Genomic DNA, 19,950 nt, shown 5'->3' with positions numbered 1-19,950 from the left:
CCTATCAATTATGTGTCGCTACGTTGATTGCTAACGCTAACGAATAAAGTTTACTTTCAGCAGAATCTGCTCTTGACGTAAGTACGATTGGCGCTTTCGCTCCGGCAATAACAGCTCCAACCTTTGCTTGTGCAAAATAAATAAGTGATTTATATAAAATGTTTCCTGATTCAATCGTAGGTACTACTAAAATATCAGCTGCTCCAGCAACTTCACTTTGGATTCCTTTTTGCTCAGCAGCTACGTGACTGATGGCATTATCCAAAGCAAGAGGTCCATCGACAACACAGCCTTTTATTTGACCACGCTTGTTCATCTGTGTTAATAATGCAGCATCTGTGGTAGCTTCCATTGCTGGATTGACCACTTCAACAGCTGCGATTGGCGCTACTTTTGGTGTTGTTATCCCCATTGCTTTTGCAACACCAACCGCATTTTCAATAATTTGAACTTTCTCTTGAATACTTGGTGCAATATTCATTGCTGCATCAGTGACAATAATAGGTCTGTCATACCCCGGAACTTCAAAAGCAGCTACGTGTGATAGGACGTTTCCAGTTCGCAAACCGTTCTCTTTATGTAAAACAGCTTTAAGAATGGTTGAAGTTGAGAGGTGACCTTTCATAACAATATGCGCTTCATTCATTGCTACGGCATGCACTGCTTCTTGCGCAGATTGTTGAGGTGAATTAGTATGCACAATCGTAACTTCGCCCGTTTCCAAGCGTTTTTCAGTCTCTCGCTCTAAAATTGATTTAATTTTAGCTTCGTTTCCATATAAAACAAAACGAGCTAATTGGTGCTCACATGCCTGGTTAACCGCTTCGAGAGTTTCTGCATCCTCAGCAGCAGCAACGGCAACTGTAACCTGTTTATTTGTTACACTTTTACGCATTAACTGTTTAAGTATCATGAAATGCTCGACCTTTCATGTTAGAGTTTGGTAAGAAAGAAGCTAGTAGCTTCACCACTTTTTATATTTGCAAGAACCATGCCAAATGTTGAGAACATTGAAGAATTCCTCGTTTTCTAACAAGTTCCCTTGATTAAGGCTGAAAACAATACGCTTTATTATTTTTTAGGATATACAATCGATTAATGAGCTCATTAAATCACGTGCAACATTTTGCATGTTGTGCATATTATTGCATGCCTATATTTGCAATTCCGTATTTTTCAAGCTTGTAGTAAAGAGCGCGAATTGATATATTTAGACGTTTTGCAGTTTTGGTTTTATTATAATCATGTTCTTTTAAAACGTGCAGTATAACATCTTTTTCATATTGTTCCACTAACATTGAAAGGGTCTCACCGCTTTGTATAGTAAAATCAACAGATGTTGGTTCAGTGTGTTCACTTACATCATTTAGAGTTGGAAGATGTTTTGCAGTAATGATTACCTCACTATAATGCATATAAATAACAGCTCTTCCTAAAATGTTCTCAAGCTCTCTGACGTTTCCTGGCCAGTCATAGTGGACAAGCAATTTTAATGCATCCTCTGATAGACCTTCTACACTTCTGCCATAGTCTTGGTTAATTTTCGTAATTAAGTGTAGCGCCAAGGTCTCGATGTCTTCTTTTCGCTGTCGAAGAGGTGGAATTTGAATTGGAATTTTATTCAATCGATAGTAGAGATCTTGTCTAATTGTTCCGTCGGCAATCCCTTGTTCCAAATTCACATTCGTTGCCGCAATCACTCGCACGTTTACAGGAATAGAGCTGGTCCCCCCCACTCGTACTAGCTCCTTTTCTTGTAGTACTCGTAATAGTTTTGCTTGCATATGTGCTGATAATTCACCGATTTCATCTAAGAAAATACTTCCGTTATTCGCTTCTTCAAACAACCCGCGCTTGCCACCCCGCTTAGCACCTGAAAATGCTCCTTCTTCATAACCAAAGAGCTCGCTTTCTAAAAGAGATTCCGATAACGCAGCGCAGTTTACGCGTACAAATTTGTTATACTTTCGTTCACTTGCATTATGAATAGCATGGGCAAACAGCTCTTTTCCAGTTCCAGACTCTCCGCGCAGCAAAACCGTTGCAGGCGTTTTAGCTGCTAGTTTTGCTTGTTCAATGGCTAACAAAAATTCTTCAGATTCACCAATAATGTCAGCAAATGAATACTTTGCTTCTAGCGTACGAATAATTTGGCGCGCTCTGTTTAATTCCGTCGTAAGCTGCTGTATCTCTGAGATATCGTGAATAACGCCTACGCTCCCTTTTAACTTACCATCCACGATAACCGGAGCAACGTTTACAACAACATCTTTTTTGTTCGGTCCCACTTTCATGCTGACACCGCGCACAGCTCTTCTTGTTTTTAACACCTGCATGTGCATGCTTTCTCCTTCAGAAATGTCTGTGGTTGCCGGCTTCCCAATAATATCTGAGCGCTGAAGTCCCGTGATTTTTGTATAAGCAGGGTTTATTAATAACCCAACACCTTCTTCATCCACAACTGAAATGGCTTCTTCTGATGACTGAATGATTGCTTCAAGCATTGTTTGAATATCCTTTAAATTAGTTACTTCCTCAGCTAAATTCACCACTTCTGTAATATCTTTAAAAACAGAAAACGCTCCAAATAATTCTCCTTTTTCATTAATCATAGGAATGCGTGACGTAATTACTTTATGACTGTTCGTAATGGTAAACTCTTGATTATAATCCGTCCGTTTTGTCAGTAAAGTCGTTGGTAACTCACTCGCTGGAATGGATTCATGAATATGCTTTCCAATGACGTTTTCACTTTTTAAGTTTGTAATTCGTTCAGCACTTTTATTAAAGAGGGTTATTTTTGCCTCTTTATCTACAACAATCATTGCATCATGCGTAGAGTTAAAGATCAGGTTATATTTATCTGATTCATGCGTTAACCGCTCAATTAATTCTTCTTTTTGCTCCATTAAGCTAGCCATCATTTTAGCAACTGATCCTGGAATCAACAGCGTATTACTTTGTTTTTGCTTATGTAATTCCTGAAAGACACGTTCACTTCCAGTCGCATCTACAATCACATCCACACCTTGGTGAAGAAAAGATGACCAGCTTGTGGACACTTTTATCCCTAATTGCTCTGCATACTTCATCGCTGGCGCCTCAGAGTTAACATCTACTACTCCAGCTACCTTTACGCCTTCCGCTTCTTCAATCATCTTTAATACGGCCAACCCACCCGTGTTAGCACCAATAATCAACACAGTTTGCATATTTTTTCACCTTTTTCATTTAAAATGGAAAAATACCCTGCAACTTCTTGCACCACTTTATCATATAAAACTTTAAACAGTCTTGACAATTTTTTTTGCTGTTTTATCATTTAAGTAAGACAAACCAGGAAAGGATTTCCTAACTATGATGAGGATTATTGCATTGCTCATTTTATTAATTCCCGGAGTTTTAGCAGGTTATGGCATTAAATTAATGAGAGATATGGTGTTTGGCATTTTACAGCCGCCTTTTTCATCCTTAATGCTTCAGTTCACTGTAGGGTTGCTATTTTTTGTAATTGGTTTAGGATTTGTAGCAGGTTTTATTCTTCATCGAGATCGAAAGCGTCAAAAGGTTCAACCTCGCTTTCAGCAAAAAAAAGAAGCATCTCTATCAAAAAAATAGAGTTGCTTCTTTTTTTACATACGTTTATTAGCAAATTCATTAACCATCTTCTCAGGATAATCAGTGATGATGGATTCACAGCCATATCCGTATAGCTGTTTCGCTAGCTTCACATCATTCACCGTATATGGACGCACAGGGATACGATAGTCTTTGGAAGCAGCTACGTTTACTTGATTAACCGTACGATAATTTGGATGAAGTGCTCTAGCACCAAGGTGTTGAGCATAAATCCAAGGCTCAAACATTGGGTATGAGTATAAAATAGCGGTTTCAATGGTTGAATCAAAAGATGTTACTCTCGCTAAGCTATTATGATTGAATGAAGATATAATGATACGGTCTTTCATTTTATAATAGTAAATAAGGTCCAGTACTTTCATTTCTAAATAAGGATAGTCAAACAAGTTGTTTTTCAATTCAATATTAACAGAAAACTGTTGATTAGAAGCCCAAGCTAGTACTTCTTTTAACGTAGGTATTTGACACGCGCCGTATTTCTTTTTAAATTTATAGCTCGCATCAAGGCTTCTTAATTCTTTATAATTAAAGTCCCTTATATACCCTTTACCATTTGTTGTACGATCAACTTTTTCATCATGAATAACCATGAGCTCATCGTCTTTGGACATATGAACATCAAGCTCAATTCCATCTGCTCCTACTCTGATTGCTTCTTCAAACGAAATCATTGTATTTTCAGGAAACGTCCCTGCTGCTCCTCTGTGACCCATAATACGCATACTTGCTCAATCCCTTCATTATGACTTATGATTAACAAGGTAGTTGCAATTTATCATAATGCTTACACATATATTTTACAAGAGAATAGGAGTTGATATGTATGAGACCATTATAAATCTCACCTGATACGGCTGTCAAACTAGCTGAAAAACTAAACGTTCCTTTAGAACAACTTATGCACATGCCCCAGCATATCCTATTGCAAAAGCTTGCTCAGCTGGATAAAGAAGACGACAAGAGCTAATGATAGATCACTGGTATTATGGAGCGATCCAAGATAAGAAAGGCCTTTTAAGAAGGTCTTTTTTTTATTTAATTAACTTTTAACAAAAATGATATTTTATTATTGCAAAATGAAAAAGTAAGTGTTATTATCTGATTGTGAAATACTTCACAATATCTAATTCGCCGAAATGATTACAAAAAATTAAAGATGATTTGTTTTTTATTTATCTAACTATGTGAAATTTTTCACATACTATTTGCTTGAGGAGGCATTCTTATGGAAATGACATTAGGAAACAAAGTTGTGTTAGTAGGTACAGGTGCAGTTGGAGCAAGCTATGCCTATTCATTAATGAACCAAGGTATTTGCGATGAGTTAGTGTTAGTTGACTTAAACGAAGAAAAAGCACGCGGTGATGTAATGGATTTAGCTCACGGTATCGTATATGCTCCAAGCTCTATGCGCATTTCTTTTGGAACGTACGATGATTGCAAAGATGCTGCTATTGTCGTAATTTGTGCAGGAGCAGCTCAAAAGCCAGGAGAAACAAGACTTGACCTTGTTCATAAAAATGTCAAAATCTTTGAACACATCGTGAATGGAGTCATGTCCTCTGGATTTAATGGTATTTTTTTAGTAGCGACAAACCCAGTTGATATCCTTACTTATGCCACATGGAAATTTTCAGGACTTCCAAAGGAACGCGTGATTGGTTCAGGCACCATCCTTGACTCAGCTCGTTTCCGTCATCTCCTCAGTGAAGAGCTTGGCGCAGCTCCAACGAGCGTCCACGGTTATATCATTGGAGAACACGGAGATTCTCAGCTTGCCGTTTGGAGTGGTGCTAACATTTCTGGAACACCAATCGCAGATCAGCTATCATCAGAACGAAAAGAAGAAATTGCTGTTCAAGTACGAAATGCGGCTTATGAAATTATCAAATCAAAAGGTGCTACTTATTATGGTATCGCAATGGGATTAGCTAGAATTACGAGAGCCATCTTGAGAAATGAGCAGGTTGTCCTTCCAGTAGGAGCCTATCTAGACGGAGAATATGGTGAACATGATATTTATGTAGGTGTTCCAAGTATCATTCACCGTGGAGGTGTAAAGAAAGTCTTAGAACTTCCGTTAGATAAGTCCGAACATGAAAAATTCTCAAAATCTATTCAAACGTTAAAAGAAATTCAGCAGCCATTTTTCTCTTTACCAAACTAAGCAGGAAGCGAGAAAGTTCGCTTTCTCGCTTTCTAAAGGAGCCATTCATATGCTTGTTGATACGTATAATCCATTTCAAAACCTTACGCTTTCAGCACTTATTGCAGCTATTCCCATTATCTCATTTTTAATATGTTTGACCCTTTTTAAAATGAAAGGAATTTATGCAGCACTGTTAAACTTGGGTATTACGCTCTTTCTTGTTATTTACTTTTTTGACCTTTCACCTACGCATGCATTCGGCAGCGTTATTCAAGGGTTCGTTCAAGGTATCTGGCCTATTGGCTATATTATTATTATGGCTGTGTGGCTTTATAAAATTGCCGTTGAAACTGGAAAATTTGATGTTTTAAGAGGTAGTATTATTAACATTTCCAGTGATCAGCGACTTCAGCTATTGCTCATCGGCTTTTGCTTTAATGCCTTTTTAGAAGGAGCTGCAGGCTTTGGTGTGCCAATTGCAATTTGCGCCGTACTACTTGTTTCACTCGGTTTTAAGCCACTTCAAGCAGCTATGCTTTGCCTAATCGCGAACGGAGCATCTGGTGCATTTGGCGCCATTGGGATTCCAGTAGCGATTGTTGATACTTTTCAGTTAGAGAACGTAAGTGCCATGGATGTATCGGTGCAAACGGCTTTAACTCTCCCTTTCATTAACTTTACGATTCCTTTTTTACTTATCTTTTTAATTGATGGATGGCGAGGAGTTAAAGAAACGCTCCCTGCTATTTTGGTCACATCTTTTGTTTATACTAGTGCACAAGCCGCTATGACCATCCTAATTGGGCCGGAGCTTGCTGATATTATTCCTGCGCTTTTAGCAATGGGGGCACTTGCTCTTTTCTTACGTAAATGGCAGCCAAAGCGTATTTTCTTGCTAAATGGACAAGCCCCTACTGTGAGAAAATATCCAGTAAAAGAAGTTATTCTTTCTTGGTCACCTTTTTATTTGTTAACAGGATTTGTACTAATCTGGAGCCTTCCTGTTTTCAAATCTCTTTTCCAACCAGGAAACCTGTTATCACCTTTTGTTTTCACTTTTAATGCTCCTGGAACACCTATTGTACTTTCAATTGATTTCATTGGAGCAACAGGAACGGCCATCCTTTTTGCTGCTATAACGACTGTTTTAACAACGAAAAACATTAACCGTTCTCGGAGCATAACACTTCTAGGAAAGACAATCAAAGAATTTATCATTCCTATTGGGATGATCTGTGCTGTTATCAGCATCGCTAAACTAATGACATATGGTGGCTTAACAATGGCACTTGGGAATGCCGTAGCCGAAGCAGGTCAAATTTTTCCTTTGTTCTCCCCTGTTCTCGGCTGGATTGGTGTTTTTATGACGGGATCTGTTGTGAATAACAACACGCTGTTTGCTCCAATCCAAACAACGGCCGCAGCTTTAATTGGAACAAACCCTTCTATGCTAGTTGCTAGCAATACAGCTGGAGGAGTCATGGCAAAGCTCGTATCCCCGCAGTCAATTGCTATTGCAACAGCAGCAGTTGGTCAAACAGGAAAAGAAGCTGAGTTAACCAAGATGACGCTTCGCTACAGCCTCGCTTTACTTTTATTTGTTTGTATTTGGACTTTTATCTTATCCCTTCTTCAATAAAAAGAGGCTGGGACATAAGTAATTCAGCCAATGATAAACCTGAACGATTGAGAGTTTCTCACTTTTAATCGTTCAGGTTTTTTGGTTGATTGTGAAAACAATGTTGGAAACAGGGTGGAATGGAGCGTAGGACACTCGACTCCTGCGGGAAAGAGAGGGAAAACTGAGATCCCGCAGCGCAGCGAGGAAGCTCAGGTTCCTCCCCGCGGAAAGCGAGTGGCCGTAGCGCAATGGAACGAACGTGTTCAGACAAACCAAAAAGATTGGAACAGCTATTGTTCGTCTCTTAGAAGCAATCATTTTGTTATGTCCCAAACTCTTTTTACATTTCTTTTCCACTACGATTCAGAGACTCTTCCACAAACTGAATTTTGCTCATTAGTTTATTGATTCCGATTGGAAAGAAATACGAACCAAAAAAAGCACATACAAAAGCTTCAGACCAGATTTTTAACCACGTTGACATAAATGTATCATTGTAACCAAAGTTAATGGATACCAAGGTAAATGAAACAAAACAAGAAATACTTAATGCCATACAAAATGCAAAAATAATACGCTTATATTTCATATGAATCCTCAATTTTAAATGTCACCTTCTTTATTAACAAATAAATTAAAAGTGGGAGTGGATGTTATGTTACTTATTCAATATGTGAAAACCATAACAAGTATGCATAGCAGTTCGTTCCGCTTATTTACAAATCAACACTTTTACAAGTATATATATGGTATCATCTATATTTATTTTAACAAATTAACTATTTTCAAATCTAACCGTACAGATATTTATCATCTTTATTGTACTTAGTGCCTAAAGTTATGAATAGCTTTTGAAAAAACTAGTACAATAAAAAACATCATTCTTTGTAGGATCAACGTCCTCGTAAAGAATGATGTTTTTTCATTTATCTAAATATATCTTACTATTCAAGGACACTAATAAGCATTCGTTTACTTCTTCCCCTCTCAAGAAGCTTTATGTTCAAGGCGTAATTTATCCGCAACCATTGCAATAAACTCCGAATTTGTAGGCTTTGCTTTTGTCATGCTGACAGTATAGCCAAATAAAGACGAAATTGAATCAATGTTTCCTCTGCTCCAGGCTACTTCGATTGCGTGGCGAATGGCACGTTCCACACGACTTGCTGTGGTATTATATTTTTTTGCAATATCAGGATAAAGAACCTTTGTAATCGAACCAAGTAATTCAATATCTTTATAAACCATGGAGATCGCTTCACGTAAATATAAGTAACCTTTAATATGGGCAGGCACACCAATTTCATGAATAATGCTTGTAATGCTCGCATCTAAGTTTGCAGGTTTATTATCACGCTGTAAGCGCATTGCTGATGAGGATGAACGGTTTGTAAAAGATGATGCTTGACCACTTACCTGGCGAATATGATTTACTAAGTTTTCCATATCAAATGGCTTTAATATAAAATAAGCAGCACCTAAATCGACTGCCTTTTTCGTCACATCTTCTTGACCAAAAGCGGTTAACATAATTACATTAGGATAGTTTTCTTTTTTCATTTCTTTTAATTGACTCAATACTGCAAGCCCGTCTAAATGAGGCATGATGATATCTAGTACAAGCACGTCCGGGTCTTTATCTTTTAAAATAGACAAACATTCCTGCCCGTTATACGCAACCCCGATTACTTCCATATCACCTTGTTCAGAAATGTAATCCTCAAGCAGTCCAATTAATTCTCTATTATCATCGACTAAACATACTTTAATTTTTTTCAAAGTATCTTCCTCCTCATTCCCTTAACTTATACGCCAGTCCCGCATGTCTCTACTCTTTATTCTAAAGGACAAATTCGACAATGCAACATTATTTCCTTTATTTTTTTATAAAAAAGTCTTTTTTATCATTATCCCATAAATTCCTTTTGTTTTCTGGTTTTTTCGACGTTTTTCTAACAAAAATACGACAGTCTTTTCATAACAAAAAGAGCGAACTATTTATCATTAGCTCGCTCTTTTTGATTCTTTTTTATAAATATTAATGCCCGCTTCATTTAACATCCATTCGATATGAACACCATATCCTGAAGTTGGGTCATTCACAAACACATGAGTAACGGCTCCAATTACTTTGCCATCTTGAATAATTGGACTTCCGCTCATTCCTTGCACAATACCGCCTGTTTTTTCTAATAACTTTTTGTCTGTAATTTTAATGACCATTCCTTTAGTAGCAGGAAACTTTTGCGGAACACTACTAACAACTTCCACATCAAATTCTTCCACTTTATCGTTTTCGACCACCGTTAAGATTTTAGCTGGTCCTTCTTTTACTTGATGAGATAGTGAAATCGGCATCGGCTTATCTAAAATGCCATTTTCCATCGTTTCAGATAGCTTTCCAAAGATACCAAATGGGCTATTTGTTTTAATATTACCGATAATTTCTTTATTTTCTGAGAAACGCGCTAGCTTCTCGCCTGGAACACCGTTTTCACCTTTTTCAATTGATGTGACGGTAGAGCGTACGATCTGCCCATCTTCTACAACAATTGGCTTTTTGGTATCCATATCGGAAATTACGTGACCTAACGCTCCATATTTTTTTGATTTGGGATCATAGAAAGTCATCGTACCAATGCCCGCAGCAGAATCTCTAATATATAGACCAATTCGATACGCGTAATCTTCTTTGTCTTTTAAGGGATATAACTTTGTTTGTAATTGTTCTTTTTCTCTCATTACTTGTAATTTTAAAGGCTCTCCAGTTTTTCCTGCTTGCTGAATAAATGGCGTAATATCACTCATTTTTTCAATCGTTTTGCCATTGATTTTTGTAATCATGTCGCCTACTTGGATGCCTGCAATTTCACCAGGAGATTTCTTTCCATCTTTCGTATCAACTTGATGGTAACCAACAACCAAAACACCTTTAGAGTTCAACTTGACGCCAATTGATTGACCTCCAGGAATGACTTTAAAATCAGATAATACTTGAACATCTACTCTTTTGACCGGTACTCCTGCAAGATGAAGCATCATTTCTTCTTTGCCTACTTCTTTGCCAGCTATGCTAAGCTTAGCATCTTGTTTCATCGTTTCAATAACATCATTACTATGAGTGCTAACTGCTAACGATGTGGAAAAATTTACTTCATCACTTTTAAACAGTGTCATTTGTTTTGGGATAGTAAGGTATTGCTGCACAACAGGGATAAAGCCTACAAAAATAAACGAAACAAGGAGAATTGCACCAATTATATATCTAAGTCGACTGTTCATCTTTTCACTCTCCTCGCTTCTTCGCCTAAATGGCTACACTTTTACTTTTGCCTTCTTATAGCCCATTTATAACCGAAGTTCAAAGAAAAATAAAAAGAACCGCAGGAAAGATTTTTAACCGATGTTTACTACATAAAAAAAGCGCTTTTGGCACATAACGATCCACCAGAAGCGCTTTTTAAATAATTATTGTTTAATTTTTGCTGCTAGACCTAACAGTTCTTGGGCATGCTGCTGCGTTAAATCGGTTATTTCAGCTCCTGCAATCATGCGAGCAATTTCTTTTGTTTTCTCTTCTTCGTTTAACGGTAAAACAGATGTTGTAGTGCGATCATCTTTGATTTGCTTTGAAATAAACAAATGTGTATCCGCCATAGCAGCGACCTGTGGAAGATGCGAAATACAAAGCACCTGGGAATCTACAGAGATGGCGTGAATTTTTTCACCAATGGATTGTGCGACACGACCGCTCACTCCTGTATCTACTTCATCAAAAATAATGGACGTAACACCTTGATGCTTAGAGAAAATACTTTTTAGTGCAAGCATAATACGAGATAACTCTCCACCAGAAGCTACTTTAGCAAGTGGCTTTAGCGGCTCTCCTGGGTTTGTCGAAATATAAAACTCCACTGAATCAATACCATCCTTAGTAAACTTAACAGAACCACCGCTCAGTTCGCTATCAGCTTGGTTTGGCGGTAGCTTTTCAAATACGATATTAAAGATAGTTTTAGCCATATAAAGCTCCTGTAGCTCTTGATGAATACTATCCGTTAATTCCGCAGCTAACTGCTTTCTAACCTCAGAAACATTTTTCGCTTCAACAAGCAAGTCCTCTGCTACGCTCGACAGTTTTTGTTTAATTTTTTCAACATGAGTATCCCGGTTCTCAATTCGATCAATTTCATCTTCAATTTGAGCTGCATACTCTAGAATTTCATCAACGCTTTGACCATATTTACGCTTTAAATGACTAATTTCATTTAGCCGTGATTCAATAAAATTGAGACGCTTTGGATCATACTCTAATAAATCGAGCTGCTGGCGAATACGATAAGACACATCTTCAATTTGATAAAAGCTTGATGATATGACTTCTGAAATTTCGCCATAGGTGTCTTCTAAATTCGAAATTTCTTCTGCATGGTTCATAGCTACACCTAGCCAATCTAGTCCTCTTTGCTCACCATGAAGAGCGTTATATGCATCCGTTAAGGACGTATAAATCTTTTCAAAGTTAGAAATTTTAAGGCGCTCATCCATCAGTTGCTCATCTTCATTTGGTTGAAGGTCGGCCGCTTTTATTTCATCAAGCTGAAATTGAATTAAATCTAAGCGGTGGGCCATTTGCTGTTCGTTTTCTGTTAATTGTTCTAATTGTTTCTTTAGCGTTGTATATGTAGCAAACACTTCTCGATATTCTGATAGTGCTTCTTCAACCTTCTGACCTCCATACTGGTCAAGAAGAATTAGATGTCGATCTTGGTTCATTAAGTCCTGATGCTCATGCTGACCATGAATATCCATCAGTGTTTGACCCACTTCACGTAAAATGCCAAGCGTGACTAGCTTTCCATTAATACGACAAATACTCTTACCATTCATGGTAATATCTCGTCTGAGTACCACCATGCCATCTTCAACTTCAACTCCCACCTGCTTCGCTTTTTCATAGCAAGGGTGCTCGTCTTCAATTAGAAATAACCCTTCGATTTCCGCTCGATTTGTTCCATGCCTTACAAACTCGGATGAACCGCGTCCACCAACAAGCAGATGAATGGCATCAATAATAATTGACTTACCAGCTCCTGTTTCACCTGTTAAAACTGTTAAGCCTTTTTCAAACGATACTGAAAGCTCATCAATGATGGCAAAGTTTTTGATTGATAGTTCTGCTAACAATCTGTTTCACACACCTTTACAACATTTCTAAGAATCGATTCGAAATCTTTTGGGTGTCTTCAGGCGTTCGACAAATAATCAAACACGTATCATCACCACAAATTGTACCTAAAATTTCTTCCCAATCTAAATGATCAATCAATGCTCCAATGGCGTTGGCATTACCCGGCAAGGTCTTCATTACCAGCATATGTCCAGCTGAATCAATTTTCACAAAAGCATCCATTAATGAACGCTTTAGCTTTTGTAAAGGGTTAAAGCGCTGATCTGCAGGGAGACTGTATTTGTAGCGACCATCCATTAACGGAACTTTTACTAAGTGAAGCTCTTTAATGTCGCGAGAGATGGTTGCTTGCGTTACGTTAAATCCTTGATTTTTTAAAATATCTACTAACTCATCTTGCGTTTCAATATCATTGTTTGTAATAATATCACGAATTTTAATATGTCTTTGCCCTTTGTTCATACTGGCACCTCACACTAATATGTATTATCTTATCTCTTATAGTATAGACGAAATGTTATGATTCTCTTCCACATCATGCTGACATTCAATTTGATTATACACCTTTGCGTATAAAGGTGTATAATCAAATTGCCAATGCTAGAATTACTAGCATTGGCTTTTGATGCTTGAAAAGAGACAAGAGCGTTAAGACTTTTTCTCTTTAAGTACAGAATGCGCTTGTTCAACAACTTCTTGAGCTGTCAGACCAGCAAGGTTCTCTCCTTGTTCTCTTTGCCCTTTCCAATGTAGGTGAAGTAAAAATTCAATGTTTCCATCTCCACCCGTAATTGGTGAGTACGATACGTTTCGTACATCATACCCTTCCTTGAGTGCAAAGTTCATCATGTTTTCAACAACTTCTTCATGAACCTTTGCATCTCGTACAATCCCTTTTTTTCCAACTTGCTCACGACCGGCTTCAAACTGCGGCTTCACAAGTGCTACCACATCACTACCTGATACAAGGAGCTGTTTTAACACGGGTAGAATTAGCTTTAAGGAAATGAATGAAACATCAATTGACGCAAATTCAGGTAATCCTGCTACTAGGTCAGCTGGCGTAACATAACGAAAGTTCGTACGTTCCATTACAACCACTCGCTCATCCTGTCGTAGCTTCCAAGCTAGTTGGTTGTACCCAACATCTAATGCATATGACATTTTTGCTCCGTTTTGCAAAGCACAGTCAGTAAATCCACCCGTTGATGAGCCGATGTCAATCATAATACGATCTTTTACTTGTACATCAAACTCTTTCAGTGCTTTTTCAAGCTTAAAGCCACCTCTACTCACATACGGCATTACTGCTCCCTTTACAGTCAACGGTGTATCTCGGTCAATCTTTTCCCCAGGCTTATCTAACCGCTGTTCGTTCGCGTATACAAGACCAGCCATAACTGTTCGCTTCGCTTTCTCTCTCGTTTCTACCAAGCCTCTTTCGACTAGTAAAACGTCTACTCGTTCTTTTTTCGTCACTTCACTTCAAGCCTCTTTTGTATTGGTCTTACGAGTTTATTTACTCGATTAATTACTTCTTCGGTTGTTAAGTTGATTTCTTCTAATAACTTTGTTACGCTTCCATGCTCAATAAATTTATCTGGAATCCCTATACGATCGATGGCGGAGTAATAGCCATGCTCTGAAGCAAACTCTAGTACTGCACTTCCAAACCCACCTTGCAATACGGCTTCTTCAACTGTTAAAACAGGACGATTTGATTTTAAAATGTTATGCAGCATCTCTTCGTCCATTGGCTTAATAAAACGTGCATTTACAACCTCAACTTGAATACCTTTTTTACTTAACGCTTCCGCCGCTTCCATAGCCATTGGAATGGTTGTACCAAACGTTAAGATCGTTGCATCTGTACCTTCTTTTAGCACTTCCCATGTCCCAATATCAATCGATTTTAGCTCGTCATCTAATGGTATGCCTAAACCATTCCCTCTAGGGTAACGCATAGCAATCGGTCCTGCTTCATATGTTAAGGCTGTATGAACCATGTGCTGACCTTCGTTTTCATCTTTCGGCATCATCAACACCAAGTTTGGTAAATGACGTAAAAACGCAATATCGAATACACCTTGATGTGTTTCACCATCTGCTCCTACTAAACCAGCTCGATCAATTCCGATAAATACATTTAGCTTTTGCCGACAAATATCATGCACAACTTGATCGTAAGCGCGCTGCAAGAACGTTGAATAAATAGCTAAAAATGGCTTCATATTTTGAGTAGCTAAGCCAGCTGCCATCGTTGTCGCATGCTGCTCTGCAATTCCAACATCAAACATACGATCAGGAAATTCTTGTTGAAATGCTTCTAGCTTCGAACCAACCGGCATAGCAGGAGTCACTGCTACAATACGGTCGTCTTTACGAGCCATCTTTAAAACAGTATTACTCACTAATGCGCTCCATCCTACCGGTACATTCTTATCTTTAATAAAGTCACCAGACTCAATTTTATAAGGGCCTGGACCGTGCCACGCACCGCTAGTATCACTTTCCGCTGGCAAGTAACCTTTACCTTTTTTCGTAATAACATGAACGACAACTGGACCTTTTGTTTTCTTGGCATACTGAAGAGTTTCTAAAAGCTCTTCGTAATTATGACCATCCACCGGACCTAGATATGTAAACCCAAGGTCTTCAAAAAACATACCGGACACAACCATATACTTCAGGCCATCTTTAACTCGCTCCGCTGTGGCTGCTAACTTCCCTCCAACGGCTGGCACTTTTTTCAGAAATACTTCTAGCTCATCTTTTACCCAGTTGTATTTCCCTGCTGTACGAAGTCGTCCTAGTACGCTGTGAAGAGCACCTACATTTGGGGCAATTGACATTTCGTTATCGTTTAAAATAACCGTCATATCTGTTTTTTCATGTCCAATATGGTTTAGCGCTTCCAAGGCCATTCCGCCTGTTAATGCTCCGTCACCAATAATTGGGACAACATAAGATTTTGTTTTTTGCAAATCACGCGCAATTGCCATTCCCATTGCAGCAGATAATGACGTAGAGCTGTGTCCTGTTTCCCACACATCATGTTCACTTTCATCCCGCTTAGGAAAGCCACAAAGACCTTTGTACTGGCGAATCGTATCGAATTCGCATGCTCGCCCCGTTAAAATTTTATGAACATAGGACTGATGTCCAACATCCCATAAAAATTTATCCTTTGGGCTGTTAAATACTTTATGAAGCGCAACCGTCAGCTCAACTACTCCTAGGTTTGGCCCAATGTGGCCTCCTGTTGCAGAGAGTTTTGTAATTAAAAAGCGACGAATGTCTTCACTCAATGCTTCTAATTCTGTTATTGACATCTTTTTTAAAAAATCAGGACTTTTTATCGTTGTAAGATCCAATCTGGATCACTCACTTTCGTACTTGTTATAAAGTTACCTTAATACATTTTGTATGGTTTTATACTAATAGTCAATTATTAACACAGTTACTACTTATAATACCTTTGTCAGGTTATAAGTAAACATACCTCTCTTTAAAAGAAAACCGTGAAAAAATAGCCGCTAACACAAATGTGATAACGGCCACCAAAATATTGTATATGTCTTGCAAACCTATGCACTACGTCTTTGACATAGTAGTAAGGCTATTATAGCATAGGCAATATTGGGACTCAATCTTATTTTATCTCATTTATATAAAAAACAGGGCCATTACTTAACGATCACGCTTCGCCACGTATAGACAAATTTCTTCAAGCAACCCCGTATCCAACTTGGTTGTTTTAAGCGCATCTAAGCTGGATTGAATATGATGATGAAGCTTTTGCTTTGCTGCTTCCATCCCAAGTAGAAGAGGATACGTCGTCTTTTCATTCTCCGTATCGCTTCCAACAGGTTTACCAATTGCTTCTTCGGACCCTTCAATATCTAAAATGTCATCTTGAATTTGAAAAGCAAGCCCTAAGTTAAAGCTGAACTTCTCTAGAAGCTCTAATTGTTCCTCAGTCGCTTCACCTAAGATTGCACCTGCTTTCACACAAAAACTTAAAAGCTTTCCTGTTTTATGTATATGAATATCTTCTAGCTGCTGAAGAGTTAAATGTTCATGCTGCTGTTCTCCTTGCATATCAGCAACCTGTCCTTTAATCATACCTTCTGCTCCAGCTGCTTTCACAAGCTCACTTAGAAGCTTCACTTTTACTTCATCTTTTATTTCTGAGGCGTTTATAATTACCTGAAAACTGTTGGTTAATAGCGCATCACCAGCTAAAATCGCCGTCGCTTCGCCATACACCCTATGATTTGTTGGCTTACCTCTTCGTAAATCATCGTCATCCATGCTTGGTAAGTCATCGTGAATGAGTGAATATGTATGAATCATTTCAACTGCGCTTGCAGCTGCGAGCCCTTTTTCTTCATCATGCCCTAATGCTTTTAGCGTCGCAAAGACCAACATTGGTCGCAGACGCTTTCCTCCAGCCGTTAATGAATACAACATCGATTCTTTTAATAGCGAAGGCGCTTGCAGATTCGTTACATATCCATGTAGAAATGTCTCTACTTTACCTTTTGTAAACTGAATGTACTCCTGTAGCTGCTGTTCGCTCACGTCTATTCTTCCTCCTGAACAGTAAAAGGTGCTAACGTGCCGTCTTCTTGCAAAATGCTCTCCATTTGTTTTTCAATTTGCTGAAGGCGATCATGACAGAATTTTGATAAAGACATCCCTTGCTGAAATTTTTCAATCGCTTCTTCTAACGGAATGTCGCCTTCTTCTAACTTATTCACAATTTTCTCTAGCTGGTCCATTGCGTCTTCAAACGTCTGCTCTGTTTTGTTCGCCATTTTTATCGCTCCTTTATATCTGACACTTCACACTGTAATTGTCCATCTGTTAATCGAACTTGAATGGTATCACCTTTTGCCAATTGTTTTGTGGACTTTATTAGCGTCTGATCATCATCGTACACCAGGCTATAACCTCGCTCCATTGTTTTTAACGGGCTCAATGCATGTAGCTTAGAAGCTGTAGTTGCAAATAAAAGGTGTTGCTGTTTCATAATCTGTTGCATTTCTCTTTGCAATACTTTTGCTAGCTGCATGTGCTGTTCACGTGCTTGCTTAACTTTTTGCTGAGGGTGGTTACGCTGCAAGTTCATAGCAAGTTGTTCATACTGATTTTGCTTTCTTTCAAAAAATCTCTTGCTTTCACGATATAATGTATCGATAACGCGGTCAAGTTGTTGCTCTTTTTGTTCGATTAGTTTTTGTGGATAACGAAACGCATACGATTTTTGAGACTTTTCTAATCTTCTTTTACTGTGCTGAATTTTTTCATTCATCGCGCGAAGTAAACGAATATTCCGCTGTGAAATACGCTCTGAAATCTCAGCAATACTTGGTACCGCCAGTTCTGCAGCTCCTGTTGGAGTAGGTGCTCTTAGATCTGCTACAAAATCTGCGATTGTAAAGTCCGTCTCATGGCCAACAGCTGAAATAATAGGCAGCGCGGAATGATAAATCGCGCGTGCAACCACTTCTTCATTAAACGCCCATAGCTCTTCAATTGACCCTCCTCCTCGCCCAACAATTAGCACATCAGCTTCGTCTCGCTTGTTTGCTTCGTTAATTGCTTTTACGATTGAAGGAGCAGCGTTCACACCTTGAACGAGAGCTGGTATAACAATGATTTTAGCGATTGGATAGCGCCTCTTTAGCGTTGTAATAATGTCGCGCACTGCGGCTCCTGTCGGGGATGTAATTACACCGATTGTACTCGGGTATTTAGGGAGATTTTGTTTGTGGGAAGCATGAAATAACCCTTCTTTTTCAAGCTTTTTCTTTAACTGTTCATAAGCTAAGTAGAGATTACCAACGCCATCAGGCTGCATTTCCTTTACATACATTTGGTAGTTTCCACTCGGCTCGTATACAGATATTTCGCTGCGAATTAACACTTTCATTCCTTCTTCAGGCTGAAAGGCTAATTTGCTGTTATGACCAGCAAACATGACCGCTGCAATGCGAGCATTTTCATCTTTTAAAGTAAAATACATATGACCTCTACTATGCTTTTTAAAGTTAGATATTTCACCTTTAATCCAAATATCTTGTAGATGAGGATCGACATCAAATTTCCGCTTAATATAGCGTGTTAATGCTGACACAGTTAAATAACGAACTTCACTCATAATATAACCTCCTTGTTTCTAAAAGGTTCTTCCCCTCTCCTTTTTAGATAAAGGAGAGAAGTACCCTATTAGATTGTACTCGGTTAACGAGATAGAGTAACAGCTACCTTCGATAATACGCCATTAATAAAGCGACTAGATTGATCATCACCAAATACTTTTGCTAACTCAATTGCTTCATTTATTGTAACATTTCCGGGAATTTCTTCTTCGTATTTCATTTCATATACCGCCATACGTAAAATAGTACGGTCTACCGTTGCAACTCGATCTAACGTCCATTTTTCTAAGTGGTCGCGTAGAATGCCATCAATCTCTTTCTGATTGTTTGCCACGCCTAACACTAATTTTTCTAAGAAATCGTCACCTTTTCCCCCTTGCAACACATTTTCCATCGCTTCTAATGGCTCAATTTGCCCAAGATCGTATTGAAATAAGGCCTGTAATGCTTTTTGTCTTGCTGTATGTCTTTTCATTATTTTGACTCCTTTATTTATCTACTTTCACTAGTATACCTAGATAATAGCACAATTTATTGTAAATCAAAGAAGGAATTTCACCCGTCATTACTATCTCATTTTTACGCGGCTTTTAATCATCCAACACTAGAAAGCGTAACATGGCGTCCTTCTTCATTAAGTGCTTTTCCGCCATGTTACACCTTCCAGACCAACTCATAAACACGAAAAAGACCGTCTATGTGACGAGACAGTCTTTTTCACTTTACCATAGCTTGTCTGGAAAAGAAATAACTAAAATTAGGAGTTACTCCTCTTCTTCAACTTCTTGCTTTTGCGTATCAAATTGAACGCCTACAATATGAATATTTACTTCATCTATTTCAATTGCTGTCATATTTTTTAACGCTTGGCGGATATTATCTTGTACCTTTTGCGCCACAACCGGAATAGATACACCAAACTTCATCATGCAGAATACATCAACTTTAATACCATTTTCAGTTAAATCAACTTTAACGCCTTTTCCATGGTTTTTCTTCCCTAACTTTTCAACGACACCTGCTGCAAAATTGCCACGCATAGCCGTAACGCCATCTACTTCTGAAGCCGCAATCCCTGCAATTACTTCAATGACTTCAGGAGCAATTTCAACTTTACCTAAGGAATTTGGATGTTCTTCCATTTCTAATACATGATTTTCGTTCATGTACAGCACCTCCTATT

20 protein-coding genes are annotated in these 19,950 nt (G+C 38.4%); 5 read left to right on the top strand and 15 right to left on the bottom strand.

All coding sequences use genetic code 11. From position 1 onward, the window contains the following. Positions 1-4: 4 nt before the first annotated feature. Together yqiS and AS180_RS07840 are read right to left on the bottom strand one after the other, a co-directional pair. Positions 5-913, bottom strand: a complete 909-nt coding sequence (gene yqiS, locus AS180_RS07845; protein WP_061784658.1) for a phosphate butyryltransferase — start codon at positions 911-913, stop codon at positions 5-7. A 229-nt stretch (positions 914-1,142) separates the two neighbouring features. Beyond that, positions 1,143-3,212 carry a sigma 54-interacting transcriptional regulator gene (locus AS180_RS07840; protein WP_025909231.1) on the bottom strand — a complete coding sequence of 690 codons (2,070 nt, stop codon included), beginning with the start codon at positions 3,210-3,212 and terminating at the stop codon, positions 1,143-1,145. A gap of 145 nt (positions 3,213-3,357) precedes the next feature. Between AS180_RS07840 and AS180_RS07835 the strand changes: the two genes are divergently transcribed. Continuing rightward, positions 3,358-3,618, top strand: coding sequence for a DUF2627 domain-containing protein (locus AS180_RS07835; protein WP_061784659.1), 261 nt, complete (start codon positions 3,358-3,360; stop codon positions 3,616-3,618). A gap of 14 nt (positions 3,619-3,632) precedes the next feature. On the opposite strand, the gene AS180_RS07830 is transcribed toward AS180_RS07835, so the two are convergent. Continuing rightward, on the bottom strand, positions 3,633-4,361 hold the full coding sequence (locus tag AS180_RS07830; RefSeq protein WP_025909233.1) for a glycerophosphodiester phosphodiesterase: 729 nt from the start codon (positions 4,359-4,361) through the stop codon (positions 3,633-3,635). A gap of 116 nt (positions 4,362-4,477) precedes the next feature. Between AS180_RS07830 and AS180_RS21585 the strand changes: the two genes are divergently transcribed. The 4 genes from AS180_RS21585 (at position 4,478) to AS180_RS22400 (ending at position 7,817) form a co-directional block, all read left to right on the top strand. Beyond that, positions 4,478-4,606: a YycC family protein gene (locus AS180_RS21585; protein WP_226372943.1), complete on the top strand. Its 129-nt coding sequence runs from the start codon at positions 4,478-4,480 to the stop codon at positions 4,604-4,606. Between the two features lie 258 nt (positions 4,607-4,864). Next, positions 4,865-5,806, top strand: a complete 942-nt coding sequence (locus AS180_RS07825) for an L-lactate dehydrogenase (protein WP_025909234.1) — start codon at positions 4,865-4,867, stop codon at positions 5,804-5,806. Positions 5,807-5,855: 49 nt separating this feature from the next. Beyond that, complete coding sequence (locus tag AS180_RS07820; protein ID WP_062686630.1) at positions 5,856-7,427, top strand: L-lactate permease; 1,572 nt, start codon at positions 5,856-5,858, stop codon at positions 7,425-7,427. 114 nt (positions 7,428-7,541) lie between these two features. Beyond that, positions 7,542-7,817: a hypothetical protein gene (locus AS180_RS22400; protein WP_139109174.1), complete on the top strand. Its 276-nt coding sequence runs from the start codon at positions 7,542-7,544 to the stop codon at positions 7,815-7,817. On the opposite strand, the gene AS180_RS07815 is transcribed toward AS180_RS22400, so the two are convergent. The 12 genes from AS180_RS07815 to AS180_RS07760 all read right to left on the bottom strand — a co-directional run bounded on the left by AS180_RS07815 (position 7,750) and on the right by AS180_RS07760 (position 19,933). Further along, entirely contained in the window at positions 7,750-7,965 is a 216-nt protein-coding gene (locus AS180_RS07815) for a DUF2798 domain-containing protein (protein ID WP_226372942.1), read from the bottom strand. The two genes, AS180_RS22400 and AS180_RS07815, sit on opposite strands and share 68 nt — an antisense overlap. Before the next feature lie 431 nt (positions 7,966-8,396). Then, the gene (gene spo0A, locus AS180_RS07810; protein WP_025911485.1) at positions 8,397-9,188 is read right to left on the bottom strand and encodes a sporulation transcription factor Spo0A; all 792 of its coding nucleotides are present in this window, start codon (positions 9,186-9,188) and stop codon (positions 8,397-8,399) included. A gap of 225 nt (positions 9,189-9,413) precedes the next feature. Further along, positions 9,414-10,691, bottom strand: a complete 1,278-nt coding sequence (spoIVB, locus tag AS180_RS07805; protein WP_062686629.1) for a SpoIVB peptidase — start codon at positions 10,689-10,691, stop codon at positions 9,414-9,416. A 186-nt stretch (positions 10,692-10,877) separates the two neighbouring features. After that, a complete protein-coding gene (recN, locus tag AS180_RS07800) occupies positions 10,878-12,596 on the bottom strand; it encodes a DNA repair protein RecN (RefSeq protein ID WP_025911489.1) in 1,719 nt (572 codons plus the stop codon). Positions 12,597-12,612: 16 nt separating this feature from the next. Next, positions 12,613-13,062 (bottom strand): transcriptional regulator AhrC/ArgR, encoded by a 450-nt coding sequence (ahrC, locus tag AS180_RS07795; protein WP_062686628.1) that lies wholly within the window; start codon positions 13,060-13,062, stop codon positions 12,613-12,615. A 186-nt stretch (positions 13,063-13,248) separates the two neighbouring features. Next, positions 13,249-14,079: a TlyA family RNA methyltransferase gene (locus AS180_RS07790; protein ID WP_062686627.1), complete on the bottom strand. Its 831-nt coding sequence runs from the start codon at positions 14,077-14,079 to the stop codon at positions 13,249-13,251. Further along, the gene (dxs, locus tag AS180_RS07785; RefSeq protein ID WP_062686626.1) at positions 14,076-15,974 is read right to left on the bottom strand and encodes a 1-deoxy-D-xylulose-5-phosphate synthase; all 1,899 of its coding nucleotides are present in this window, start codon (positions 15,972-15,974) and stop codon (positions 14,076-14,078) included. The genes AS180_RS07790 and dxs overlap by 4 nt, the downstream gene beginning before the upstream one ends. A gap of 316 nt (positions 15,975-16,290) precedes the next feature. After that, positions 16,291-17,184 carry a polyprenyl synthetase family protein gene (locus AS180_RS07780; protein WP_025911497.1) on the bottom strand — a complete coding sequence of 298 codons (894 nt, stop codon included), beginning with the start codon at positions 17,182-17,184 and terminating at the stop codon, positions 16,291-16,293. 2 nt (positions 17,185-17,186) lie between these two features. Continuing rightward, on the bottom strand, positions 17,187-17,420 hold the full coding sequence (locus AS180_RS07775; protein WP_025911499.1) for an exodeoxyribonuclease VII small subunit: 234 nt from the start codon (positions 17,418-17,420) through the stop codon (positions 17,187-17,189). Positions 17,421-17,422: 2 nt separating this feature from the next. Further along, a complete protein-coding gene (gene xseA / locus AS180_RS07770) occupies positions 17,423-18,766 on the bottom strand; it encodes an exodeoxyribonuclease VII large subunit (RefSeq protein WP_025911501.1) in 1,344 nt (447 codons plus the stop codon). 83 nt (positions 18,767-18,849) lie between these two features. Continuing rightward, positions 18,850-19,242: a transcription antitermination factor NusB gene (gene nusB, locus AS180_RS07765; RefSeq protein WP_025911503.1), complete on the bottom strand. Its 393-nt coding sequence runs from the start codon at positions 19,240-19,242 to the stop codon at positions 18,850-18,852. Between the two features lie 289 nt (positions 19,243-19,531). After that, positions 19,532-19,933 carry an Asp23/Gls24 family envelope stress response protein gene (locus tag AS180_RS07760; protein ID WP_025911505.1) on the bottom strand — a complete coding sequence of 134 codons (402 nt, stop codon included), beginning with the start codon at positions 19,931-19,933 and terminating at the stop codon, positions 19,532-19,534. Positions 19,934-19,950 lie beyond the last annotated feature (17 nt).

The organism is Priestia veravalensis, from assembly GCF_001457055.1.
Lineage (GTDB): Bacteria > Bacillota > Bacilli > Bacillales > Bacillaceae_H > Priestia > Priestia flexa.
This window is presented reverse-complemented; position numbering and strand designations above follow the sequence as displayed.